A 23,902-nucleotide genomic window follows, 5' to 3' on the forward strand; every position below is an offset into this window, starting at 1 on the left:
ATCCAGCGGACAAAGACGGACTCCATGGCAAAACGTCGGCTTAACAGGCAGCAGAAATGGCGCATCGAGAAGATCCAGGGAGAGCGTGCGGCGCGGGCCTCGCGGCGGGATCGGGATATCGACCGCCAATTGCAGGCCGGCGAACTCGGGGACGAGCAAAGCGGCCTGATCATCGCCCACTTCGGCAAGCAGATTGATGTCGAGGCGCTTGAAGGCGAACACCGGGGCGAGGTGATCCGCTGCCATGTCCGCGCCAACCTGGGATCGCTGGTCACCGGGGACCGGGTGATCTGGCGGCCGGGCTCCAACGACCTGGGCGTTATCGTCGCCCAGCAGGAGCGGGACAACCTGCTGCAGCGCCCGGACAAGTTCGGCCAGCTCAAACCGGTCGCGGCCAATATCGACCAGATCATCCTTGTCATTGCACCGGAACCGGAGCCCCACGACAACCTGATCGACCGCTACCTGGTGGCCGCGGAAAACTGCGACATCAGGCCAGTCCTGCTGCTCAACAAGACCGACCTGATCAACGACACCAACCGGGCCAGCGTCGCGGCACTGCTCGACCGGTATGCCCGCCTCGGCTATCAGATCGAGCAGACCTCCGCCCACCGGGCACCGGAAGACGATCACACCATCGACAACCTGCTGAAAACCCGGACCAGCGTCTTCGTCGGCCAGTCCGGCGTCGGCAAATCCTCCATTATCCGGCGACTGCTGGGGGACGAGAGCATACGGATCGGGGCGGTGTCGGAGAGCACCGGCAAGGGCGTCCACACCACCACCACAGCCCGCCTGTTTCACCTGGACTGCGGCGGCAACCTGATCGACTCGCCGGGTATCCGCGAATTCGGACTCTGGCATATGGGTGTGGAACACCTGGAATACGGCTTCCGGGAAATCCGCCCCCTGATCGGCACCTGCCGCTTCCGCAACTGCCGCCATCAGGCAGAGCCCGGCTGCGCCCTGCTGGAAGCCGAGGAAAAAGGGGAGATCAGCCCGGAGCGCATGCAGAGTTTCCGCCGCATCTATACCGAGATAGAGAATTCGGACTGGTAAGGATTACCAGTTCACTTCGCCGGCATCCGGTTCCGGTGGCTGCTTGAACCAGTCGCCGGATTCCAGTTGCTTCTGGGCGTCCTGGGACTCTTCCTCGGTCGGCGCCGTCAGATCGATTATCGGCGTGGCGTTGGCGCCGGAGTCGGACTGGATTTCCTGCGCGGTCTTCTTGTTCAGCACGATAATGGCAATCCGGCGGTTAACCGGCGCCTGGGGATGATCCTTGTCGAACAGCACCGAATCACTCAACCCCACCACACGGCCAATCTGTTCCGGCCGCACGCCACCGGCCACCAGGGCACGCCGCGCCGTATTCGCCCGGTCTGCCGACAGCTCCCAGTTGGTGTAGCCCGGTCGTCCGACAAACGGTGTGGAGTCGGTATGGCCGGTAATACTGAGCTTGTTATTGACCTGGCTTAGGGGCTTGGCCAGCTCGAACAGGATGTCCTGGGAATAGTATTTCAGGCGGGCGCTACCGCTATCGAACATGGGTCGCTTGGAGCGGTCGACGATCTGGATCCGCAGCCCTTCGTCGGTAATGTCGATCAGGAGCTGGTCCTTGAACTTCTGCAGGGTCTCGCTTTTTTCAATCTGCTCCTTGAGATCCTGGAACAGCTGCTGCATCTGCTTCTGCTCAAGGGTATCGGCCATCTCCTCGATGGTCTGGTCTTCCAGCTTGATCTGGGAATCCGCCACATCCTCGCTGGTCGACTCCACCACCGATGCGCTGCCCCCAAGATCGATCGGGTTGCGGCTGGCCGCCTCCATGTAACCCACAGGGTCCTTGAAGTATCCGGAAATCGCCCGCTTCTCTTCGGGCGTCGCCGTCATGGTCAGCCACAACACCATGAAGAAGGCCATCATCGCGGTCGCAAAATCGGCAAAGGCGACTTTCCAGGCGCCACCATGATGCCCGCCGGACACCTTCTTGACGCGTTTGACGATAATCGGCTGCTCTTCCACGACTGACCTCAGTGCCCCGTTCCGGCGGATGCCGTATGGTTACTTGGAACGCACATGATCGTTCAGTTCCTGGAAACCCGGGCGTTTGTCGCTGGGCAATGCCTTGCGGCCGAACTCGATCGCCATCTGCGGTGCCTGCCCGGCGACCGTCGCCAGGATCGCCGCCTTGGCGCATTCATACGCCCGCAGCTCGTACTGGGCCTGGTGCTCCATAGCGGTGGACGTCGGTCCGACGAAACCGTAACCCATGAAAATACCCAGGAACGTCCCGACCAGCGCCGCGGCCACCTTGTGCCCGATCATTTCGGGCGGCCCGCCCAGCAGACTCATGGTGATCACGATCCCCAGCACCGCCGCCACGATACCCAGCCCCGGCAGGGCATCGGCTACCTTGGCCAGGGCGTGGGAGGGCTCATGGAGTTCGTGCTCACGATTGTCCAGTTCGTTGTCCATCAGGCCTTCAAGTTCATGGGGCGCCATGTTGCCGGCACTGATGATGCGCATGTAGTCGGTCACGAAGGCGAGCAGCTTGGGCGATTTCATCACCGCCGGGTAGCGCGTGAATATCTGGCTCTCGCCGGGGTTGTCGATGTCCTCCTCAATGGCCATGACCCCCTGCTTGCGCGACTTGTCGAACAGGTCGTACAGCATGCTGAGCAGGTCCAGGTAGAACGCTTTATTGAACGGTGACCCGGTGATCAGGCGCAGGATACCGGTTATGGTTTCCTTGATGGTATGCATCGGGTTGGAGATGATGAAGGCACCGGTCGCCGCCCCGAAGATAATCAGGATTTCCAGCGGCTGCCACAGCGCCATCAACTGGCCCTTGGCCAACACGAATCCGCCCAGCACACAGGCGGCAACGATAATCGCACCGAGTATTAAAGCCATATCGGTTAAAACTGCTCCCTGAACTGCCTGCCCGCCGGCACAAACCGCTCCGCCTGGAGACTGGTTCCACCTCCAAACAGGACGCGCTTAAAAGTCGACTGAGATGTTTCTGGTTTTCGGGAATCATAGCAAGAGCCTGAAAGTATCGCGAAAAAAACGGCGTACCCAGTCCGGAATGCCGCCCCACCCGTCGTGCGTTCAATCTGTTAAGATGCGCCCAACCCCCTCAACGGCCGAACGAGACGCCTATGCCGACGCCGCCCCTGATCATCGAACCGGATGCCCTGGAGTCCCTGCTGGAAGCCGGCGAAAACCTCCTGCTGATCGACTTGTGCCATCCGGAGCGCTATGTGGGCGGACACCTGCCGGGCGCCGTCTACGTCCACCCCCAGGAAACGCTGCTGGGCTACCCGCCGGCACCGGGCAAGCTGCCGACCGTCGAGGCGCTGCAGGCGCTGACAACCCGCATAGGCATGACACCGGACACCCACGTGGTGGTCTACGACGACGAAGGCGGCGGCTGGGCCGGACGCTTCATCTGGTTGCTGGATTGCATCGGCCATGCCCGCTACAGCTACCTGAATGGTGGTTGGCACGCCTGGGACGCCGAAGGACGGCCGCTGACCACCGACATTCCCGAACCGGCCCCGGGCCACTACCCCATTGTCGTGCGACCGGAGCCGACGGCCACCCTGGAGGAAGTCCTGAACGGCCTGGACGCGGAAGATCGCGTGATCTGGGACGCCCGTTCACCCGAGGAGTACCACGGCACCCGTATCGCGGCCGCCAAGGCCGGTCATATTCCCGGAGCCCGTAACCTGGAGTGGACCCGGGTGATGGACCCGGCCCGTCATCTTCGCCTGCGCCCGGCCAATGAAATACGCGCCCTGCTCGATAGCCAGGGTATCGGGCCGGCGGACACCCTGATCACTCACTGCCAGACCCATCACCGGTCCGGCCTGACTTACCTGGTGGCCAAGATGCTCGGCTATCCCGTGGTGCGCGCCTATGCGGGCTCCTGGGCCGAATGGGGCAACCATCCAGACACACCTGTGGAGATCTAGAACCAATGCGAGACAAGCTCTTTGTGATGAGCCAGTACCTGACCCCCCAACTCGGGCTGTCACGGCTGGCCGGACGACTGGCCGACAACGATCAGGTGCCGGCCCTGAAGAACCGGGTCGTCCGCTGGTTCATCGAGCGCTATGGCGTCGACATGAGCGAAGCGGTCGACGCCGATCCCGCATCCTACGCCACCTTCAACGCGTTCTTCACCCGTGCCCTGAAGCCCGGACTGCGCCCGGTCGATGACGCGCCGGAAGCGCTGACCAGCCCGGTAGACGGCGCCATCAGCCAACTCGGCACGATCGAGGAGGGACGCATCTTCCAGGCCAAGGGCCAGTCGTTCAACCTGACCGAGTTGCTGGGCGGCGACGAGCAGCGCGCCAGGCCGTTTGCCGGCGGTGCCTTCGCCACCATCTACCTGGCACCAAAGGATTACCACCGCATCCACATGCCCCTGGCCGGCACCCTGAAGGAAATGACTTACGTACCCGGCCGCCTGTTCTCCGTGAATCCGGTGACGGCCGCCAACGTGCCCAACCTGTTTGCCCGCAACGAACGCGTCGTCACCCTGTTCGATACGGCATGGGGCCCGATGGCGATGGTGCTGGTGGGCGCAATGATTGTCGGCAGCGTCGAGACCACCTGGGCCGGGGTGGTGGCACCGGGCACGGACGGCGTTTCCAGCGTGGACTACAGCGCCGACAAGCCCATCCGGTTCGACAAGGGGGATGAGATGGGACGTTTCCGGCTGGGCTCCACCGTCATCCTGTTGCTCCCGAAGGATGTCATGCGGTGGTCGGACGGATTGGGCCCGGAAACGCGACTGCGCATGGGCCGGCGGATCGGCTCGAAGGCCAGCTAGGCCCGTTCAATCGGGAACGCAACGACATCCCGGATGTCCCGCGTTCCCAGCTTGCACATCAGCAGGCGATCCAGCCCCAGGGCCACCCCCGCACAGGCCGGCAAACCGTGCCGGAGCGCCGACAGCAAGTAGTCATCCGCAGCCATCTCGGGCTTGCCGCGTGCCCGGCGCAGGGCGTTATCCACATCAAAGCGACGAGCCTGCTCTGCCGCGTCCGTCAGTTCCCAGTACCCGTTGCAAAGCTCCAGCCCGTCCAGGTACAGCTCGAACCGGTGAGCCACCGCGTATCCGTCAACATCCCGGGTACGCGCCAACGCGGCCTGACTGGCCGGATAGTCGTGAATGAACACGGCGCCCTCACCCGCCAGCGCAGGTTCAACCGCATGGCTCATCAGGAAATCCAGGCAGGTATCCCGGTCGAAGTCGTCCGCAAAGGCCGGGTTACCGGCTCGGCCGGAAACCGCATCGCGCAGCTCCTCCAGCGGCAGCGTGAAAGGATCGAGACCGACGTGCCGCAGGAAGGCCTCGCGATACGTCAGCCGCCCCGGCGCATCGATGCCCAGCCAGCCGCATACCAGCGCACCGACTTCGTCCATCAGGGCCTGGTCGTCAAAATCCGGCCGATACCATTCCAGCAGTGAGAATTCCGGATTATGGCGCACGCCGCGCTCGCCATCGCGAAAGGCACGGAACACCTGGTAGATGGCCCCGCTACCCGCCGCCAGCAGGCGTTTCATATGGTATTCCGGAGAGGTCTGGAGATAGGCCATACCGCCCGTAAAATCGGACGCCGGGCCAGGCTGCGCGGTGATACAGTCAAGGTGGAGATCCGAGACGCCGTGACGGGCCAGCAGCGGAGTTTCCACCTCCAGCACACCACGGGCCGAAAAGAACTGCCTCAGGTAGGACAGCAGCCCGGCCCGCTCACGCAGGGCGGCCAGGGAAGCCGTAGGCTGCCAGTCCGTTTCCCGGGACATAACCGGATCAGCTGGTTTTGACCCGGCTGACATACTCGCCGGAACGGGTATCCACTTTCAGCACTTCGCCGATGGTAATGAACAGTGGTACGTTGACCACGGCGCCGGTGGACAGGGTTGCCGGCTTGGAGCCACCCTGGGCGGTATCGCCCTTCATGCCCGGATCGGTATCCACCACTTCCAGTTCGACAAAGTTGGGTGGCGTGACGGACAGGGGCGTGCCGTTATAAAGCGTGACAGTGTAAACGTCCTGCTCCTTGAGCCACTTCATAGTGTCACCCACGGCCTTCTCATCGGCCGGGTGCTGCTCGAAGGAACCGTCGGTCGCCATGAAGTGCCAGAATTCGCCGTCGGTATAGAGGTATTCCATCTCCTGGTCGATGACGTCCGCCGCTTCCAGGCTTTCACCGGACTTGAACGTACGCTCCCAGACTCGGTTGGTCATGAGGTTGCGCAGTTTGACGCGGTTGAAGGCCTGGCCCTTGCCGGGCTTGACGAACTCGTTCTCGAGGATCACGCAGGGGTCGCCATCCAGCAAAACCTTAAGACCACCGCGGAATTCATTGGTAGAATACGAAGCCATGAAAATCTCACCTGAAAAATCGCTGTTGGAAATTCAAAGGGGCTCATGATACAGCGAACCCCCACCCCGGTAGAAGCCCGGGACGTTACCGAATCGGCACTCTCCTGGCAGCAGGAGCTGGCGCGGGCGATCGACCATCCGGAACACCTGCTTCGGGAACTGGGTCTGCCGGCCTATCTGCTGGATGGGGCCCGCGCGGGCGACCGGCTATTTGGCATCCGGGTTCCCCGGCCGTTTATCCAGCGCATGACCTACGGTGACCCGGACGATCCACTGCTGCGCCAGGTCCTGCCGCTGGACGCGGAAAGCCGGCCGGCGCCGGGTTACGTTACGGATCCGCTGGCGGAGGCCGAGCACACCCTGCAGCAGGGTCTGATCCGGAAATACCGCAGCCGGGCACTGCTGATGGTCACCGGCACCTGCGCCGTCAACTGCCGCTATTGCTTCCGGCGCCATTTCCCGTATGCCGACAATCGGCTGTCGCCCGATGCGCGGGCAGAGGCCCTGGCAACCCTGCACACAAGCCCGGAAATCAATGAAGTCATCTTCAGCGGCGGCGATCCCCTGGCCATGAACGACAACCGTCTGGCCGACTGGGCCGCTGACCTGGCCGCCATCCCGCACCTGAAGCGCCTGCGCATTCATACCCGCCTGCCGGTCGTCATTCCGCAGCGGGTCGATGACCGGCTGCTGGCCTGGCTGACTCGCCTGCCGCTGCAGAAGGTCGTGGTGGTCCACATCAACCACCCCCGGGAGATTGACGACGCCGTCCGGCTGGCCATGCGCCGGCTGCAGGAGGCAGGTGTCACACTGCTGAACCAGAGCGTGATCCTGCAGGGGGTCAACGACGATGCCGATACGCTGGCCGAACTCAGCGAAACCCTGTTTGCCGCCGGCGTTCTCCCGTACTACCTGCATGCCTTTGACCCGGTTGCGGGCGCGGCGCATTTCGATGTCAGCGACGAACGGGCCCGGCGACTGGTTCGCGCGCTGCTGACGCGCCTGCCCGGTTTCCTCGTTCCCCGACTGGTTCGGGAGATTCCCGGCGAGGCGAGCAAGACACCGCTGAATCTGTGACTCTTGTCGAAAAATCGACAATCGGATACGCGTTTCAACCGCCGGGAGTGTACGCAAAAGCGTCGCAAAACCCTTGAATCATGGGCATTCGGAGCAATGCACCAACTTTTTTGTCAAACAATGTCAACTTGCACGATTCTGGCTTTGTGAAAGGCCTTTGCTATTTTAAAGTCGTGGTGAGGTATATAAAGATATGTATTTCCGGTCTTTTTCTCGCCGCTCATCAAAGCTGAGAAACGCCAACAAAAGCGACGCATCAAAGGACGGTGCAAACGCCCATACGCCCACGGCAGGGGGGCAAACGGAAGGTATGACTTTAAAACCCGAGCTTACGCTACCGGAACAGAAGATAGCCAATCTGTCCTTCTGCGATGCAACGCCCAAGGCCTTCGGCAAGTGGGTCGGCGCCTTGCCTGTGGCCAACATCGGCGAGACGTCCCGCCAGCTGTATCACGCCATCATCGAGCTCAACCAGCTGATCATTGCGCCCCAGCAGCGGCTGGCCCTGCTCGAACTGATTCGCCACCGGATCAATTTCGTGTGCAAGGAACTGTCCCGGCATTATCTGGGGCTCGCCATCGCCCTGCCCGACAAGCAGCGCAAGATTGCCAACCTGTCCCAGGCATTGCAACTGCACCTGGCCAACGGCTACAAGACAACGCTGATCGAACTGCTGGACAGCGGCGCTATCGACAGGAACCGCAAGACCGTTGCCACCGCCTGCCACAGGATCATTACCGACCTGGGCCAGACCATCCTCCGCGCGCACCAGCTCTACTGCCCCAGCCCAACCCGAAGCTGGCTCGAATGCCACCGGGTCTACCGGTTTGCGCTGCGCAACAAGCTGCAGGATGAGCAGGTCGAGGACGAGAACCTGATGCATCGCCAGTCCAGCAGCATTGCTGACGCCTACAAGCGGTTGCTGTTGCTGGGATGCGCCCGGCCCAATCAACTGCGCCAGAACGAACTGGTCCAGGCGTACGAACTGTTCGAGTGCTGGACCGACCGCACCGCCTGCACCCAGGAAGCCACTGATGACGCCCTGTTCGTGGTGAACATGGAACGGGACGCGGCACCGATCTACGCCAGTCTGCTGGGACCGGAAGAACGCACCGGCGACTGTTTCGGCTTCAACACGGTTGAACTGTCCGCGGATATCACCGAGTACCAGAACCGCCGTAACGAGAAGGACAGGCCTGCAGGCAACGCGTTGCCGGTACCGTCCAGCGTTTCAGAGAACCTGCTTGCGCACCTGTCCCAGGCCTTCGGCGTGCTGACCAAGCGCAACTTCAAGCGCATTGCGACTCAGGGCGAGCTGCAGGTGGCCGTGGGTCTCAGCGCTGCACACTACTATATTGCCGGCGAAGAGACCTTCAAGACATTCATCGAGAGTGGCGCGAGCATGGAGGACGACGAGAACTACTTCATCGCCCGGGCCAAACGCAACAACGACGCCTGGGCCGGCGCCCATGATGCGGCGCCGACCGGCGACTTCATGCCCTCGGCGGACACCCCCATCAACTTCAGGACCCGCGCCGGCACCCGTGACGAGGGCGGCAGCGCCCCGAAAACCTACAGGACGCCGCTGATCAACACCAGTCCCGGCGGGTACTGCGTGTCCTGGACCAGCGATATGCCGCCATCCCTGCAGGCCGGCGAAGTACTGGCCGTGCGTGAACAGCCGTCTCATCCCTGGAGCGTGGCCGTGGTCCGCTGGATCCGGCAGTTGCGCCAGCAAGGCACCCAGATCGGCGTCGAGTTGCTGGCACCGAGCGCCACGCCCTGCGGTGTGCGCCTGATCCAGAAAGTGGGTAACAGCAGCGAGTTCCTGCGAGGCCTGCTGCTTCCGGAAGTCGCCGTTATCGGTCAGCCGGCCACGCTGATCACGCCGCGCCTGCCGTTCCAGCAGGGCAGCCGGATTGTCCTGCGCCAGGGGGACAGGGAAGACAATGGCCAGTTGTCCAAACGAATCTCGGCAACGGGTAGCATCAGCCAGTTCGAACTGCGCCTGCAGAGCGTCGACACCCCGACCACCGGCCGCTCGGGCCCGAATACCAGCGAAGACGAATTCGACTCTCTCTGGCCTTCCCTGTAAGCTGCACAATCGGCAAGTCTGCTCCCGACAGGCCGTTCCCCGGAGTATTGGGCTGGTACCCACCGGGGTGCGGACGGGGCGCGGGGCAACGCTTTCAACAACGTCCGGTTACGCTCGGCAACACAATCACCGACGCGAACGGCTCCGGCCAATGCTACCCTGAGTGTTATTGCCTGACGTCACTGGAACCGTGCCGTCGCTCTGCGACAGGCTTGCCTTGAGCGCTGAGTCACCCGAATTAATTACCGCTCTTTCCCAGGGATCGCGGAAGAGCGGGCTGTGCGAGATGGTTAACGAATGCAGAAGAAGAATACGACGGTTCATCTGCTGATCCTCGACCCTTCCCAGAATGACGCCGAATCCCTTGTCAGCCTCCTCAGGAACTCCGGCCGGGCCACCCGGGCTCACCGGGTGACCTCCGAAGAGGATCTTGAAGAGGCACTGCGCACCGCCAATTGGGACCTGATGCTGGCACGGGACCTTGAGCAGGCCGTATCTCCGGATACCGCCCTCTCCCTGATCAAACGCCTGGACAAGGACATCCCGTTCATCCTGATTACCCCGGAGTTCAACAGCGACCGGGCCATCGAAGTCATGAAAATGGGGGCGAAGGCTGCGGTTCCGGATAGCGGGAACGACCTGGTCATGCTGACGGTGAACCGTGAACTGGCCAGTCTCGACGCGCGCAACCAGCGCCGCATCCTGGAATCCCACCTGCGCGAGTCGGAGCAGCGCTGCCAGTTACTGCTGGAAAGCTCCAAGGACGCTATCGCCTACATCAACGATGGCATGCACATCTACGCCAACCAGTCCTACATGGATTTCTTCGGCTACGACGATATCGACGAGATGATCTGCATTCCGATCCTGGACACGCTCGCGCCGTCCAGCCATGAGGACTACAAGATCTTCATGAAGGCGTTTGCCGAGCACCAGGAAGACGGCATGGCCCTCAACTGTGTCGCCAAGCGTAGCGATGGCACCGAACTCAATATCGTCATGCGCGTGTCGGCCGCCACCTATGATGGCGAGCCGTGCACCCAGATTGTGGTCCAGCCCGAGCAGAACAACGCCGAACTGGAGGAGAAGCTCAAGCAGATCAGCACCCAGGATCTGCTGACCGGACTCTACAACCGCCAGCACCTGATGGACGAACTCGGACGGGTGATCGTCAGCGCCGGCGAGTCCAAGGAAACCGGCGGCCTGGCCTACATCGCCCTCGACAACTTCATGCAGGTCCGAGGTCAGGTCGGGATTGCCGGCGCTGACCTGATGCTGGGGGATGTCGCCAATATCCTGCGCGACAAGGTCGACGACAACATGACCCTGGCCCGACTGAGCGACGATGCGTTCTGCCTGCTGGCGCTGCCCTGCCAGGAAAACCGCATGGCGGATGTCTGCGAGTCGATTCGCAAGGCCATCGAGGATCACCTGTTCGAGATTTCCGGCAAGACGGTCCAGATCACGGTCAGCATCGGTATCGCAGCCATTACGGAGAATGCCCCCAAGGCACCGGATCTCCTGGGCCGGGCCCATACCGCTTCCTCCGACGTGCGCAAGCAGGCCGGTCATGAGAGCGGCAACGGCATCGTCGTCTATCACCCGGCCGTCTATGAAAGCCTCAACGACAACAACTCCGTCGAAGCCATCCAGAAGGCCCTGGATGAAGACCGTTTCCGCCTCCTGTTCCAGCCCATCATCAACCTGCGTGGCGAGGGCGAAGAGCACTACGAGGCCTTTGTTCGCATGCTGAACAAGGACAACGAGGAAGTCTCGCCTTATGACTTCCTGCCACCCACCGGCCCCTCCGACATGGCCGCCAAGATTGACCGCTGGGTGATCCTGCAGACCATCAAGCACCTGGCCAGCCATCGTTCCAAGGGGCATGACACGCGGCTGTTCCTGAACGTGACCGCCGAGACGATCCAGGACAAGACCTTTACCCCCTGGCTCAGCGTGGCGCTCAAGGCGGCCCGCCTGCCCGGCGACTCACTGATCTTCCAGGTCCGCGAAGGCGATGCCAACAACTATATGAAGCCGGCGCGGGAGTTTGCCAAGTCCCTGCGCGAGCTGCACTGCAAGGTGTCGATCTGCCAGTTCGGCTGCGCGCTGAACCCGTTCAACACCCTCAAGCATGTGGATGTGGACTACGTGAAGATCGACGGCTCGTTCACCGAAGAGATCCAGAAGAACGAGGACGTGAAGGAAGAGGTGAAGGAAATGGTCGCGTCGCTGCAGAACAGCGGCAAGCTGACCATCATCCCGCTGGTGGAAAACGCCTCCGTGCTCGCCACCCTGTGGCAGGCCGGGGTCAACTACATCCAGGGCTACTACCTGCAGGCACCGGTGCCGGAGATGGATTACGACTTCGGGGACCAGTAAGCGGTCCCCGACCTGCCCCGGTGTCGTCCCTTTGACAACCCCGCCAAATGATATGGGGCCGTGTCGATCGCGATAGCACTCTGAGCTTGATCGAAGCCAATGGATATCATCGCTGGAGAAAAGGACACGGATGTCCTTGACCGCAATAGCGGGCCAGGGATGGCCCTCTAGGGCGGCGGAAGCGATGGCATCCATTGGCTTCCGCCACCATCACTTGCCGTGATTCCCCGACCTTATTCGATCGCCTGATCAGACAGGGTGTTAGGACTGTCCCGCCTTCAAAGTATGGGCCGCATCACTCTCCCGGAAACCAATCAGGTACAGGATGGCATCCAGGCCCAGGGTTGAGATGGAGTGGCGGGCCGACTCCTTGACCAGCGGCTTGGCGCGGAAAGCCACACCCAGACCGGCCTGACTCAGCATCGGCAGATCGTTGGCGCCGTCACCAACGGCGATCACCTGCTCCGGCGACACACCTTCCCGGGCCGCGATCTCGAGCAGGAGCTCTGCCTTGCGTTGGCCGTCGACGATACGGCCGGAGACCTGCCCGGTCACCTTGCCATCCACGATCGCCAGTTCGTTGGCGTGTATGAAGTCGATCCCCAGCCGCTCCTGCAGGTAGCGGGCGAAGTAGGTAAAGCCACCGGACAGGATCGCCGTGCGATAGCCCAGCGCCTTGAGCGTACGTATCAGGTGCTCGGCCCCTTCGGTCAGTTTCAGGCGCGCGGCGATCGATTGCAGGACGGCTTCATCCAGCCCCTTCAACAGGGCCAGCCGCTCGGCAAAACTCTCGCTGAAATCGAGCTCGCCCTGCATCGCGCGCTCGGTGATGGCAGCCACCTGATCACCAACGCCGGCTTCCCGGGCCAGCTCGTCAATCACCTCGGCCTCGATCAGCGTGGAATCCATGTCGAAGACCACCAGACGGCGGTTGCGGCGGAAGATCGAATCCTCCTGGAAGGCGATGTCCACGTTCAGCTCGCCGGCGATCTTGAGGAAATCCGTTCGCAGGGTCTCCAGATCCTCGGGCGTGCCGCGCACGGAGAACTCCACGCAGGCAATGCGGTTATCCGCTGGATTCAGGGACGGACGGCCCGACAGGCGGGTGATGTTGTCGATATTCAGACCGTGGCGGGCGGTGATAGCGGACACCCGGGCGATGTGCTCGGCCTTGATGTCCCGAGCCAGCAGCGTGACGATGTAGCAGGCCCGGTTACGACCGGCCGCCCACTGCTGGTATTCACTTTCCGTGATGGGCGCAAAGTGCACCTGCAGATCCAGTGCGTGCAACCGGAACATGACGTCGCGGATCACGTGTGGGGCGTTCGCCTCATCGGGGATTTCCACCAGGATGCCCCAGGTCAGGTGGTCGTGGATAACGGCCTGACCAATATCGAGGATCCGCACATCGTAGCGCCCCATGATCCCGGTAATTTCGGAGGTGAGTCCGGGCTTGTCACGCCCGGATACATTGATCAGAACCAGTTCACTCACGCTCGTCCATCCCCTCATCCGACTGTGCCAGCGCCGTGCCGACGACTTCCAGCGAGTCGACCCGCTGCAGCCCCCGGGGCAGTTTATGGCCACGCCGGCCGCGCTCGCCAATGTAGTGTTCAAGATCGCTGAACTGGAGCGTCATCTTGCGCTTACCGGCCTGGACCTGCAGCTGGTCCGAAACACTGAACACACCAACGGCGACCACATATTCCTCCCGGTTCTGGACGCGGGCGGAGGGAATGCTGATGATTTTGTTGCCCTTGCCCTTGGCCAGCTCCGGCAACTCTTCCAGCGGGAAGACCAGCATACGGCCTTCGTTGGTAATGGCGGCCACATGCTGATTCTCGCCATCCGGAACCGTCACCGGCGTCATGATGCACGCTCCCTTGGGCACACTGACCACGGCCTTGCCGTTGCGGTTCTTGCTGATCATGTTCTCCAGGTTGGTGACGAAGCCATAACCACCATCGGTAACCAGCAGAACACGCTGGTTGGGCTCGCCCATCAGGACCCCGGCAAACCCGGCGCCCGGTGGCGGGTTGATCCGCCCGGTCAGCGGTTCGCCCTGACCACGGGCCGATGGCAACGAGTGCGCCATCAGCGAATAGGCCCGACCGGTGGAGTCCACGAAGATCGCCTGCTGGTTGTTGCGTCCGCAGGCCGACAGGGCGAAGCGGTCGCCGGCCTTGTAGCTCAGTCCCTCCGGATCGATGTCGTGACCCTTGGCGGCGCGCACCCAGCCTTTCTCGGAGAGCACCACCGTGACGGGGTCGTTGGAGACCAGATCCACTTCACTGAAGGCACGGGCTTCCTCCCGCTCGACAATGGGCGAGCGGCGCTCGTCTCCAAAGGTCTCGGCGTCGGCTTCCAGTTCGGTCTTGATCAGGTCGCGCAGCTTGGACTCCGAGCCCAGCACGGATTGCAGGTAGTCGCGCTCCTCGGACAGTTCGGCCTGCTCGCCCTTGATCTTCATTTCCTCGAGCTTGGCCAGGTGGCGCAATTTCAATTCCAGGATGGCTTCCGCCTGATCGGCACTCAGACCAAACCGGCGAATCAGCTCATCCTTGGGCTTATCCTCATAGCGGATGATCTCGATGACTTCATCGATATTGAGGAAGGCAACCAGCAGGCCTTCCAGGATATGCAGGCGCGAGAGCACCTTGTCGAGGCGGAACTGCAAACGGCGGCGAACGGTGGTGGTCCGGTAGCTGAGCCACTCGGTCAGCATGGTGCGCAGATCCTTGACCTGCGGCCGGCCATCGATGCCAATGACGTTCAGGTTGACCCGGTAGGTCTTCTCCAGATCCGTACTGGCGAACAGGTGGGTCATCAGGCCATCCAGGTCCACCCGGTTGGACCGGGGCACGATCACCAGCCGTGTCGGGTTCTCGTGGTCGGACTCATCACGCAGATCCGCCACCATCGGGAGCTTCTTGCCCTGCATCTGCTGGGCGATCTGCTCCAACACCCGGGCGCCGGATACCTGGTGCGGCAATTCGGTGACCACGACTTCGCCGTTTTCCCGGGACCACTTGGCCCGCATGCGCAGCGAGCCGCGACCGGTCTCGTACATCTGGAGCAGGTCCTTACGCGGCGTGATGATCTCGGCGCGGGTCGGGAAATCCGGCCCCTTGATGTGCTCGCAGAGCTGCTCGACGGTCGTCTCCGGCGCGTCCAGCAGGCGAATGCAGGCCGAGGTCACCTCCCGGGCATTGTGCGGCGGAATGTCTGTGGCCATGCCCACGGCAATACCGGTGGTGCCATTGAGCAGTACGTGCGGCAGTCGGGCCGGCAGGCTGGCGGGTTCGTCCATGGTGCCGTCGAAGTTGGGCACCCAGTCGACCGTCCCCTGACCCAACTCGCTCAACAGAACTTCGGAGAACGGGGCCAGCCGCGATTCGGTGTACCGCATGGCCGCGAAGGACTTCGGGTCATCCGGAGACCCCCAGTTGCCCTGGCCGTCGATCAGCGGATAGCGATAGGAGAACGGCTGGGCCATGAGCACCATGGCTTCGTAGCAGGCGCTGTCGCCGTGGGGATGGAACTTACCCAGGACGTCGCCCACGGTACGGGCCGACTTCTTGTACTTGGCGGTCGCCTTGAGGCCCAGCTCGCTCATGGCGTAGATAATGCGCCGCTGAACCGGCTTCAGACCGTCGCCCACGTGGGGCAGTGCGCGATCCAGGATGACGTACATGGAGTAATCGAGATACGCCTTCTCCGTGTAGTCACGCAGCGATACGCGCTCAAATCCTTCGTCGGTCGTCTGAAATTCAGCCATAGTGGCCCCTTCTCCTGAACAATGTTCGGCCGGACATGCCAACCGTTTCCACAGCAAGCGGCCATTATAGAAAGGCCGCCGCAAACACACCAACCCTATGACCGAAACAGCAGGAACAAAGGTCCGGAACAACGGCCTCGGCCCTCAGAATCGATCAATTCGCATACAGATTATCCGCAATGCGGCCCCAGGACGCGGCAACCGGCAACGCCGCGCAATGCGGCATAATCACTGGGTTTTACACGCTTTTTCAGGGGTAAAACCAAAGATGGAATAGCGGAATCCACGAATGGAGGCCCCAGGGGGTGCTCTTTATTCTCGATTCGTTGATGTCGCCGGATGAGAACATTCGGCGCGCGGCAGGCGCCACTTGCGGCGCGCTCCACTTTGACTACATCAGGCGCAGCGGACGCGTCGTCTACAGAGAAGGTATTCGTTGTCCCTATGCAGACACTTACGCTGAAACTGACGCTCAAGGCTTGTGGTCGCGCCATGATGGCCGCCACCATCAATGCCGGCCTGGCCCTGGTACTGATGCTGCTCGTCGAATTTGCCATCAGCGGGGGCCTGCATCTGGCCGAAGCCTATCTGTATGCCGGCCTGCTGATCTGGATCGTGGTGTTCAGCGGGCAGATGTTCCGCCAGTACCGACTCTGCCAGTGCCAGCGCCACGGACACCACCAGTCATAACACCGTCTTTCCCAATATCAACGCCCCATAACATCCATCCCCCCCCTTCCCTGCTATTCTGATATAAGCCTGTTAGCCATTGATGCCAGGGGAAAATAACAATGAATATCATCCGCAGACTGGGGTTGAAAACCAAGATTGTCCTACCGTTCGCCCTGACGGCGCTGGCCATTATAGCGCTGGGGGTCGCCAACCTGATCACCACCCGTGGGTTAATCAGCGACACGGGCCGCATTTCCCACAATTACGTGCCGGCAGTCAGTGCTGCCCTGAACGCCGACCGCGACCTGTACCAGGCCTATACGGCTCAACAGAACCTTATCCTGGCGGCCCAGGATCAAGAGGACATATCCGGCTTCCTGGCGGACTACGATGAAAACGCCAAGCAGGCCCTAGACCGTATGGAAGTGGCGCGCAAACTCCTGGCCGAAGATGGCGTGGACAATGAGCTGGAGGGCTTTGAAACCGCCTACCGGACGTGGAAAGCGGCCGCCGACAAAGTCAACGCCATGGTGACTGACGGCCAGGTTGACGAGGCGCGGCAGGCCATCGGAAAAACCGTTCTCCCCCTGTTCTCATCGCTGCGGGACTATTACGACGTCGCCGGCGCTTTCGCTGACAAGAATGCCCTGGCAACCTCGGAAGACGCGACCGCAATCGGCCAGCAGAGCATGACCACCACGGTTGTCGTGACCGTGATCGTGCTGGCCATCAGCGGCCTGATTTTCTTTGTCGCCACGCGCCTGATCATTCAATCCATCAACGAACTCCGCACACGGCTGGACGATATTGCCGAAGGTGGAGGGGACCTGAGCAGTCGCGTACCGGTGGAATCCAACGACGACCTCGGACGCCTGGCCACCAGCTTCAATGCCGTGATCGGCAACCTTCAGGGCATGGTGCGGGAGATCAAAGATCTCTCGCTCGAGCTCAAGGAGGGCGCCGAAAAGCTCGACCGGGCGGCGGCGGACAACCGCGACGGGATTACCCAACAGACCGATGCCATCACCCAGGTCGCCACCGCCATCAACCAGATGCAGAGCGCGATAGAAGAAGTCGCGGCCAACGCCGGCACGGCCGCCGACGTTACCCGCAGCGCCCAGACCAATACAGAAACGGGTGCCCGTATCATTCACAATGCCTCGGAAGAGGTGAACCGCCTGTCCGACCAGATCGAGACCGCCGTCGGCGTGATCCGCAAGCTGTCTGAGGACTCCGGCAACATCACCTCGGTGCTGGATGTCATCCGCGGCATCGCCGAGCAGACCAACCTCCTGGCGCTGAACGCCGCCATCGAGGCGGCCCGCGCCGGCGAACAGGGCCGGGGCTTTGCCGTCGTGGCCGACGAGGTACGTACCCTGGCCCAGCGCACGCAGGAATCCACCTCGGACATCCAGTCCATGATCACCACCTTGCAGACCGGTGTCTCCGAAATCGTCTCGGTCATGGAAACGGGCAACGAGCAGGCGGAACAGACCGTCAAACTCTCCGCGGAAGCGGAGCAGAAACTGAATGAAATCCTGGGCGCCATGAACAGCATCAGCGACGTCAACGCCAGCGTGGCGTCCGCAACGGAAGAACAGACTCAGGTGGTGGACGAGATAAACCGGAGCATCACACGGATCAACGACCTCGCCCAGAACAGCGACGCCCGCTCCGTGGAAATCGACCAGATCAGCCAACTACTGGCCGGTTACGCGCAGACATTAACCACCCAGGTCGGACGTTACCGGGTCTAGGAAAAGCCGGTGAAAGCCCTGACCACCAAACGGTGTCCAGGGCCTCGCCTGCCCCTTACCGAGCCTCAGGCAGAAAGGCCGGAGGCATTCGCCACGACCAGCGCCAGCAGCACCAGCGTCATACTGACCGTCACGAAGCGAAGGGACCGATTGCGCCTGACGCGCTCCATAAAAGGTATCCTGACAACGAAAAACACCGCCATATTAAACCAGGCGGTGTTTTTTCATCTACCCCTTTCAAGCGGGTACGTCACACCCTACTGACGAACCCCCTCGACTGAGATGATCATCTCGACCGTCTGGGACTGCGGCCCCAGGTCCATCGGGATGCCGAAGTCCTTCAGGCGCAGCTCCGTCTCGGCTTCAAAGCCCATGCGGTAACCGCCCCAGGGGTCCTTGCCGTGACCAACCATGTCCGCGTCCAGCGTAATTTCCCTGGTCACACCGCGCAGGGTCAGATCCCCCACGATCTTTGCCTCGTCCCTGTCGTCACCATCAAAGATAACTTTCCTGCTCTTGAAGGTGGCCTGGGGAAATTCATCCACAGCCAGGAAGTCGTCGCTGCGCAGGTGCTTGTCACGCTCCGCGTGATTCGAATCGACGCTGCCCGTGTCGATCGTTACCTGGACCGAGTTACTGGCGGGGTCTTCGGCGTTGTAGGTGAACTGACCATCGAACTCGTTGAAACGGCCATAAAGGTAGCTGTAGCCCAGATGTGAAATCTTGAACATGATGAACTGATGGTTGCCCTGGGTATCGAAGGCGTAGGTACCGTCCCCTTCGGCAGCCTGGACGCCACCCGCAAGAACCGCCATGGATACCGCAGACGAAATGGCCAGTTTCCTCAACATAATACTCTCCTTAACATTATGCCCTTTCGGGCCTTACCGGTTTATATCGAATCATTCCGTGGCCGGATGACCGGGCGCGCCTTAAGCCCCATCATGCGGCGCAGGGTCTCGTCGCGATCGATGACATGGTGCTTGATGGCACCGATGGCATGGATCACCGCGAGAATCACCAAACCCCAGGCGACCCAGTAATGGATGTCTCCGGCAACGCTTTCCAGTCCCTTCTGCTGTCCGGTGACCGATGGCACCGTGAACCAGTTGAAAACATCGACACCGGAGCCGTCGGCCGTCGGGATCAGATAACCGGACACCAGTACGGCGAACAGCAGCAGATACATGCCAAAGTGCGCAACATGAGCGCCCGCCTTTTCCCAGGGCCTGTGGGAGGGAAGCGAAACCGGGGGCGGCGAAACCAGGCGCCAGGCGACCCGGAAGAACATCGCCAGCAGCACAAGGATGCCAATACTCTCGTGGATGTGGGGAGCTTCATTATACCAGGCGTCGTAGTAGGTCAGCTCGACCATGTAGAGCCCGAGCCCGAACAGCCCGAACACGGCAACAGCGACCAGCCAGTGAATCAGGATCGTGACCCAGCCAAATTGCTGCCGGGAGTTCATCAGGGGAAACGCCATACCGATCGGGCCTCCGATGCCGACCGTGACCCTCGCGGTCACGAGTATTCCAGATCAATAAAGCATCATAGAAGGGCATCCTGCGACGGCAAACCAAAATGTTTTGTTGGCTTTGTTCAAAATTATTGATGGATGCGAGCAGCTTCAGTGCAGCTTAGCACCCTGACGTCCCTGAAAATGGGCCTTTCAGCGACACGCCACCTTGGTCGAATACGGGTTTTACTGATTGTTGCCTATGCTTATTAACATCATAGTTAATGAACATCGCTTGATTCCGCCGAGCGGAATTGAGCACAGCAGCAACACAGGAGCAGAGCAATGGAAGTCGAATTCGACGAAGACGTTGTTATCCCGAGCAACAACTGATCCCGTATTCCAGCACAGCCGGCAGGATGTATCGACTGGTCCCGCCATGTACCGGTGATGCCGCCTCCCACGGCGGCCACCCCTCAGGCTTTCCGCTCAAACGTCGACCGGTTTTTAACCATTTTGCGTTTCCCTCTGGCATCCTTTTGTAATATTTGGCATTCTGCTCACAACTGAACACACGGTCATTCTTAGCGTTCAGCGAACCGCCTGTTGCGAATTCTGAAATAACTCGACCGGTTCAGCCGGCAACGCACGGGTCAGCTTTTAATGCGCGCGCAGTAGTCTCGATGTCAAAAAGCGTTGTCAACCAAAGCAGTGAACCCGAGCTGGATCTCCTGACGCCCCTGCTCGATCACGCAGAATCGGGCTGGACGGCCAGTTTCCAGGGCCTCAGGCTACACACAGCGTTACAGCCGATTTTCAGCATTTCCCACAAGCGCATCATTGGCTACGAAGCACTGATCCGGGCATTCGATACCGACAACGCCAGCGTACTGCCGCTACACCTGTTCCAGCTTCCCACCAGCGACCCGGAAGATGTCCTCCTGGACCGCCTCTGTCGTTACCTGCATGTGCAGAATTTCGCCACGCTCGACGACGATGTGAACTGGCTGTTCCTGAACGTTTCACCCCGGGTCGTCGCAACGGGTAAGCAGCACGACTCCTTCTTCGGTCAGTTGCTTTCCCGCATCGGTTTTCCCTCCCACCGCATCGTCGTGGAGATCGTCGAGCAGCCGACGGACGACGCCGAGCAGTTGCGGGACACCGTCAACTACTACAAGCAACTGGGCTGCCTGACGGCCATCGACGACTTCGGTGCCGGCCATTCCAACTTTGAGCGCATCTGGAACCTGGCACCGGACATCGTCAAACTGGACCGCCAGATCCTGACCCGGGCCACCAACGACAAACGCGCCCGACAGATTCTCAACGGCATCGTCTCGCTGCTGCACCAGTCCGGCTGCCTGGTGCTCCTGGAAGGCGTGGAGACCCGCGAACAGGCCATGATCGCCATCGACGGTGGGGTGGATTTCGTACAGGGCTTCTACTTCCGACGACCGGGACTGGAACTGGCCGACATCACCCGGACGTCAACCGACCTGGATGCGCTGCTGAACGACTACAAGAAGAGCAGTCAAACGGAGCTCGACCCGACCCACGAACTCAGCCGCTACTTCCGGGACCGCTTCCAGCAGGCCACGGCCTCCATTCGGGCCGACATCCCCTTCGCAGCCGCCTGCCGCCCGCTGACCCGCCACCACACCGTTTCCCGCTGCTACCTGATCAATGACAAGGGCGTCCAGACAGAGGACACGCTGCGCTCGGACAACATGATCGAGTGCCTCGATCCCCGTTTCCGCCCCCTGGAAAACACCCACAACGCCGACTGGTTCCGCCAGCATTACCTGAGACAGGCCCTGAACCAGCCCAATCGCCTCCAGGTCACCCGACCGTACCTTTCCGTCACCGGCGCCTACATGTGCGTCACCCTGTCCCAGGCGTTCCAGCACGATGGAACGACCAAGGTACTGTGCTGCGATATTATTTCCCGGTAGTGTTTCGGCTTGAGCCTGCGGGGAAGACGGCAATACGGTGGGGATGTCCTGGGCGCCTTCGGCACCTCAGAAGCTGGAGAGGGTGTTGCAAAAGGCCTGATCGAAACCAGTGGATGCCATCGCTGGAGCAGAGGACAGGATGTCCTCGTCGAATAAGAGGGCATGGACGGCCCTATTAGGCGACGGAAACGATGACCTCCATTGGTTTCAGGCTCCGGGGCCTGTTTAAGGCTCCTCTTTCCATCGTTCCGCCTTCTGGAACATGAAGGTATACCCCCCTTCTTAAGCCCCCGGAGCACCTTGCAAGGAGGCTCCTTTGCCAAAGATCAGCAACAGGCGGAGAGGAGGAAGCAGGGTCAGACCGGAACATCCGCCATGTTGCCATAGGCTTCGAGCCACGAACGGCGATCCGACGCCCGCTTCTTGCCCAGCAGCATATCCATACGCTCGTCCGTGCCGTCGTTGTCTGCCAGGGTCAACATGACCAGACGTCGGGTATCCGGAGCCATGGTGGTCTCACGCAGTTGCAGCGGGTTCATTTCACCCAGCCCCTTGAAGCGGGTGACTGATATCTTGCCCTTGCGCTTCTCCGCCTCGATGCGATCCAGGATGCCCTGCTTCTCGTGCTCGTCCAGGGCATAGAAGGTCTCCTTGCCCAGGTCGACCCGATAGAGTGGCGGCATGGCCACGAACACATGGCCGGCAGCAACCAGCGGGCGGAAGTGCTTGACGAACAGGGCGCACAGCAGCGTGGCGATGTGCAGCCCGTCGGAATCCGCATCCGCCAGGATGCAGATCTTGTCGTAACGCAAACCTTCCAGACGATCCGAGCCGGGATCCACACCAATCGCCACAGCAATATCGTGCACTTCCTGGGACGCCAGGATCTCACCCGAATCCACTTCCCAGGTATTAAGGATCTTGCCCCGCAGCGGCATGACCGCCTGGAACTCCCGGTCACGGGCCTGCTTGGCGGAACCACCCGCCGAGTCCCCTTCCACCAGGAACAGCTCAGACCGATTGGCGTCCGCACCGGAACAATCCGCCAGCTTGCCCGGCAATGCCGGCCCCTGGGTAACCTTCTTTCGCGCCACCTTGCGGCTGGCCTTGAGACGACGCTGGGCATTGCTGATGAACAGGTCCGCCAGGGCTTCGGCGATGTCGGTGTGCTGGTTCAGCCACAGACTGAACGCATCCTTGACCACACCGGAGATGAACGCCGCCGCCTCGCGGGACGACAGCCTCTCCTTGGTCTGGCCGGAGAACTGCGGATCCTGCATCTTGAAGGAGAGCACATAGGCACAGCGGTCCCAGATGTCCTCCGGCGACAGGCGTACGCCCCGCGGCAGCAGGTTCCGGAATTCACAGAATTCGCGCATGGCTTCCAGCAGGCCGGTCCGCAGGCCATTGACGTGGGTACCGCCCTGGGCCGTCGGGATCAGGTTAACGTAGCTTTCCGCCACCGCCTCGCCGTCTTCAGGCAGCCACTGGACCGCCCAGTCCACTTCCTCGGTATTGCCCGTCATGCGACCGGTGAACGGCTCGCTGGGCAGCAACTCGATGTCCGCCAGGGCGGAACGCAGATAGTCACGCAGGCCGTCTTCGTAGAACCACTCGTCCTTCTCGCCCGTCGACTCCTGCAGGAAGGTGACGGTCAGGCCAGGACAGAGCACCGCCTTGGCGCGCAGGTTATGACGCAGGCGACTGACGGAAAACTTCGGGCTGTCGAAGTAGCTGACATCGGGTGTGAACAGCAGACGTGTGCCGGTGTTGCGTTTACCGACGGTATCGACCACCGCCAGGTCACTGGTCTTGTCGCCATTGGCAAACGTCATACGATGCAACTGGCCGTCCCGCTTGATGGAGACTTCCAGGTGCTTCGACAGCGCGTTGACAACGGAGACCCCAACGCCGTGCAGACCACCGGAAAAGTTATAGTTGCCCTTGGAGAACTTGCCGCCGGCATGCAGCCGCGTCAGGATCAGCTCGACACCGGGAACGCCATGCTCCTTGTGGACATCCACCGGCATCCCGCGACCGTCGTCCTCGACGCTCAGCGAGCCGTCCGCATAAAGAACCACGTCGATCCGCTTGGCGAACCCGGCCAGGGCCTCGTCCACGCTGTTATCGATGACTTCCTGGGCCAGATGGTTGGGACGCGAGGTGTCGGTGTACATCCCCGGCCGCTTTCGGACCGGATCCAGACCACTGAGGACTTCAATCGCGTCGGCGTTGTAATCTTTCTGGCTCATAGGGTGTCTGTTGCTCTCACTCAACGACTGTCAGGACGATCGGCAAAGCCGCCGGGCAGTCTCGATGGGCCCGGCGGTTTG

At 61.4% G+C, this 23,902-nt stretch carries 18 protein-coding genes; 9 read left to right on the plus strand and 9 right to left on the minus strand.

The window, feature by feature from the left end; translation table 11 throughout:
• Nucleotides 1-24: 24 nt before the first annotated feature.
• On the plus strand, nucleotides 25-1,059 hold the full coding sequence (gene rsgA, locus EZI54_RS07935) for a small ribosomal subunit biogenesis GTPase RsgA (protein WP_131480767.1): 1,035 nt from the start codon (nucleotides 25-27) through the stop codon (nucleotides 1,057-1,059).
• A gap of 3 nt (nucleotides 1,060-1,062) precedes the next feature.
• Here rsgA and motB read toward each other — a convergent pair whose 3' ends face one another.
• Together motB and motA are read right to left on the minus strand one after the other, a co-directional pair.
• Nucleotides 1,063-2,022 (minus strand): flagellar motor protein MotB, encoded by a 960-nt coding sequence (gene motB, locus EZI54_RS07940; protein WP_131480769.1) that lies wholly within the window; start codon nucleotides 2,020-2,022, stop codon nucleotides 1,063-1,065.
• Between the two features lie 39 nt (nucleotides 2,023-2,061).
• Nucleotides 2,062-2,913, minus strand: coding sequence for a flagellar motor stator protein MotA (gene motA / locus EZI54_RS07945; protein WP_131480771.1), 852 nt, complete (start codon nucleotides 2,911-2,913; stop codon nucleotides 2,062-2,064).
• A 248-nt stretch (nucleotides 2,914-3,161) separates the two neighbouring features.
• On the opposite strand from motA, the gene EZI54_RS07950 reads away from it, so the two are divergent.
• Nucleotides 3,162-3,977, plus strand: coding sequence for a sulfurtransferase (locus EZI54_RS07950; protein ID WP_131480773.1), 816 nt, complete (start codon nucleotides 3,162-3,164; stop codon nucleotides 3,975-3,977).
• 5 nt (nucleotides 3,978-3,982) lie between these two features.
• Nucleotides 3,983-4,840 carry an archaetidylserine decarboxylase gene (gene asd / locus EZI54_RS07955; RefSeq protein WP_131480775.1) on the plus strand — a complete coding sequence of 286 codons (858 nt, stop codon included), beginning with the start codon at nucleotides 3,983-3,985 and terminating at the stop codon, nucleotides 4,838-4,840.
• Here asd and epmA read toward each other — a convergent pair.
• Together epmA and efp are read right to left on the minus strand one after the other, a co-directional pair.
• Nucleotides 4,837-5,817, minus strand: a complete 981-nt coding sequence (gene epmA / locus EZI54_RS07960; protein WP_131480776.1) for an EF-P lysine aminoacylase EpmA — start codon at nucleotides 5,815-5,817, stop codon at nucleotides 4,837-4,839. The two genes, asd and epmA, sit on opposite strands and share 4 nt — an antisense overlap.
• A gap of 7 nt (nucleotides 5,818-5,824) precedes the next feature.
• Nucleotides 5,825-6,400, minus strand: coding sequence for an elongation factor P (gene efp, locus EZI54_RS07965; protein WP_131480778.1), 576 nt, complete (start codon nucleotides 6,398-6,400; stop codon nucleotides 5,825-5,827).
• A 45-nt stretch (nucleotides 6,401-6,445) separates the two neighbouring features.
• On the opposite strand from efp, the gene epmB reads away from it, so the two are divergent.
• The 3 genes from epmB to EZI54_RS07980 all read left to right on the plus strand — a co-directional run bounded on the left by epmB (nucleotide 6,446) and on the right by EZI54_RS07980 (nucleotide 11,954).
• Complete coding sequence (gene epmB / locus EZI54_RS07970; RefSeq protein WP_131480780.1) at nucleotides 6,446-7,477, plus strand: EF-P beta-lysylation protein EpmB; 1,032 nt, start codon at nucleotides 6,446-6,448, stop codon at nucleotides 7,475-7,477.
• 310 nt (nucleotides 7,478-7,787) lie between these two features.
• Nucleotides 7,788-9,572: a GTPase gene (locus EZI54_RS07975; RefSeq protein ID WP_131480782.1), complete on the plus strand. Its 1,785-nt coding sequence runs from the start codon at nucleotides 7,788-7,790 to the stop codon at nucleotides 9,570-9,572.
• A 297-nt stretch (nucleotides 9,573-9,869) separates the two neighbouring features.
• On the plus strand, nucleotides 9,870-11,954 hold the full coding sequence (locus EZI54_RS07980) for an EAL domain-containing response regulator (RefSeq protein ID WP_131480784.1): 2,085 nt from the start codon (nucleotides 9,870-9,872) through the stop codon (nucleotides 11,952-11,954).
• Between the two features lie 261 nt (nucleotides 11,955-12,215).
• On the opposite strand, the gene serB is transcribed toward EZI54_RS07980, so the two are convergent.
• Together serB and parC are read right to left on the minus strand one after the other, a co-directional pair.
• Complete coding sequence (gene serB, locus EZI54_RS07985) at nucleotides 12,216-13,448, minus strand: phosphoserine phosphatase SerB (RefSeq protein ID WP_131480786.1); 1,233 nt, start codon at nucleotides 13,446-13,448, stop codon at nucleotides 12,216-12,218.
• Entirely contained in the window at nucleotides 13,441-15,732 is a 2,292-nt protein-coding gene (gene parC, locus EZI54_RS07990; RefSeq protein ID WP_131480788.1) for a DNA topoisomerase IV subunit A, read from the minus strand. The genes serB and parC overlap by 8 nt, the downstream gene beginning before the upstream one ends.
• A gap of 444 nt (nucleotides 15,733-16,176) precedes the next feature.
• On the opposite strand from parC, the gene EZI54_RS07995 reads away from it, so the two are divergent.
• Together EZI54_RS07995 and EZI54_RS08000 are read left to right on the plus strand one after the other, a co-directional pair.
• The gene (locus tag EZI54_RS07995) at nucleotides 16,177-16,422 is read left to right on the plus strand and encodes a hypothetical protein (protein WP_242674378.1); all 246 of its coding nucleotides are present in this window, start codon (nucleotides 16,177-16,179) and stop codon (nucleotides 16,420-16,422) included.
• Between the two features lie 101 nt (nucleotides 16,423-16,523).
• Entirely contained in the window at nucleotides 16,524-18,161 is a 1,638-nt protein-coding gene (locus EZI54_RS08000; protein WP_131480790.1) for a methyl-accepting chemotaxis protein, read from the plus strand.
• 257 nt (nucleotides 18,162-18,418) lie between these two features.
• On the opposite strand, the gene EZI54_RS08005 is transcribed toward EZI54_RS08000, so the two are convergent.
• Together EZI54_RS08005 and EZI54_RS08010 are read right to left on the minus strand one after the other, a co-directional pair.
• The gene (locus EZI54_RS08005) at nucleotides 18,419-19,012 is read right to left on the minus strand and encodes a YceI family protein (RefSeq protein WP_242674379.1); all 594 of its coding nucleotides are present in this window, start codon (nucleotides 19,010-19,012) and stop codon (nucleotides 18,419-18,421) included.
• A 41-nt stretch (nucleotides 19,013-19,053) separates the two neighbouring features.
• On the minus strand, nucleotides 19,054-19,644 hold the full coding sequence (locus tag EZI54_RS08010) for a cytochrome b (RefSeq protein WP_131480792.1): 591 nt from the start codon (nucleotides 19,642-19,644) through the stop codon (nucleotides 19,054-19,056).
• Nucleotides 19,645-20,300: 656 nt separating this feature from the next.
• On the opposite strand from EZI54_RS08010, the gene EZI54_RS08015 reads away from it, so the two are divergent.
• Nucleotides 20,301-21,569: an EAL domain-containing protein gene (locus tag EZI54_RS08015; protein WP_131480794.1), complete on the plus strand. Its 1,269-nt coding sequence runs from the start codon at nucleotides 20,301-20,303 to the stop codon at nucleotides 21,567-21,569.
• A gap of 356 nt (nucleotides 21,570-21,925) precedes the next feature.
• Here EZI54_RS08015 and parE read toward each other — a convergent pair whose 3' ends face one another.
• A complete protein-coding gene (gene parE / locus EZI54_RS08020; protein WP_131480796.1) occupies nucleotides 21,926-23,821 on the minus strand; it encodes a DNA topoisomerase IV subunit B in 1,896 nt (631 codons plus the stop codon).
• Between the last annotated feature and the right edge of the window lie 81 nt (nucleotides 23,822-23,902).

It is taken from the genome of Marinobacter halodurans (assembly GCF_004327985.1).
GTDB lineage: Bacteria > Pseudomonadota > Gammaproteobacteria > Pseudomonadales > Oleiphilaceae > Marinobacter_A > Marinobacter_A halodurans.

Bases quoted from the DNA above. Each gene is read 5' to 3' on its own strand.
- rsgA (WP_131480767.1), top strand. From the start codon at position 25: ATGGCAAAACGTCGGCTTAACAGGCAGCAGAAATGGCGCATCGAGAAG.
- motA (WP_131480771.1), bottom strand. From the start codon at position 2,913: ATGGCTTTAATACTCGGTGCGATTATCGTTGCCGCCTGTGTGCTGGGC.
- EZI54_RS07950 (WP_131480773.1), top strand. From the start codon at position 3,162: ATGCCGACGCCGCCCCTGATCATCGAACCGGATGCCCTGGAGTCCCTG.
- asd (WP_131480775.1), top strand. From the start codon at position 3,983: ATGCGAGACAAGCTCTTTGTGATGAGCCAGTACCTGACCCCCCAACTC.
- epmA (WP_131480776.1), bottom strand. From the start codon at position 5,817: ATGTCCCGGGAAACGGACTGGCAGCCTACGGCTTCCCTGGCCGCCCTG.
- efp (WP_131480778.1), bottom strand. From the start codon at position 6,400: ATGGCTTCGTATTCTACCAATGAATTCCGCGGTGGTCTTAAGGTTTTG.
- epmB (WP_131480780.1), top strand. From the start codon at position 6,446: ATGATACAGCGAACCCCCACCCCGGTAGAAGCCCGGGACGTTACCGAA.
- EZI54_RS07975 (WP_131480782.1), top strand. From the start codon at position 7,788: ATGACTTTAAAACCCGAGCTTACGCTACCGGAACAGAAGATAGCCAAT.
- EZI54_RS07980 (WP_131480784.1), top strand. From the start codon at position 9,870: ATGCAGAAGAAGAATACGACGGTTCATCTGCTGATCCTCGACCCTTCC.
- parC (WP_131480788.1), bottom strand. From the start codon at position 15,732: ATGGCTGAATTTCAGACGACCGACGAAGGATTTGAGCGCGTATCGCTG.
- EZI54_RS07995 (WP_242674378.1), top strand. From the start codon at position 16,177: ATGCAGACACTTACGCTGAAACTGACGCTCAAGGCTTGTGGTCGCGCC.
- EZI54_RS08000 (WP_131480790.1), top strand. From the start codon at position 16,524: ATGAATATCATCCGCAGACTGGGGTTGAAAACCAAGATTGTCCTACCG.
- EZI54_RS08005 (WP_242674379.1), bottom strand. From the start codon at position 19,012: ATGTTGAGGAAACTGGCCATTTCGTCTGCGGTATCCATGGCGGTTCTT.
- EZI54_RS08010 (WP_131480792.1), bottom strand. From the start codon at position 19,644: ATGGCGTTTCCCCTGATGAACTCCCGGCAGCAATTTGGCTGGGTCACG.
- EZI54_RS08015 (WP_131480794.1), top strand. From the start codon at position 20,301: ATGTCAAAAAGCGTTGTCAACCAAAGCAGTGAACCCGAGCTGGATCTC.
- parE (WP_131480796.1), bottom strand. From the start codon at position 23,821: ATGAGCCAGAAAGATTACAACGCCGACGCGATTGAAGTCCTCAGTGGT.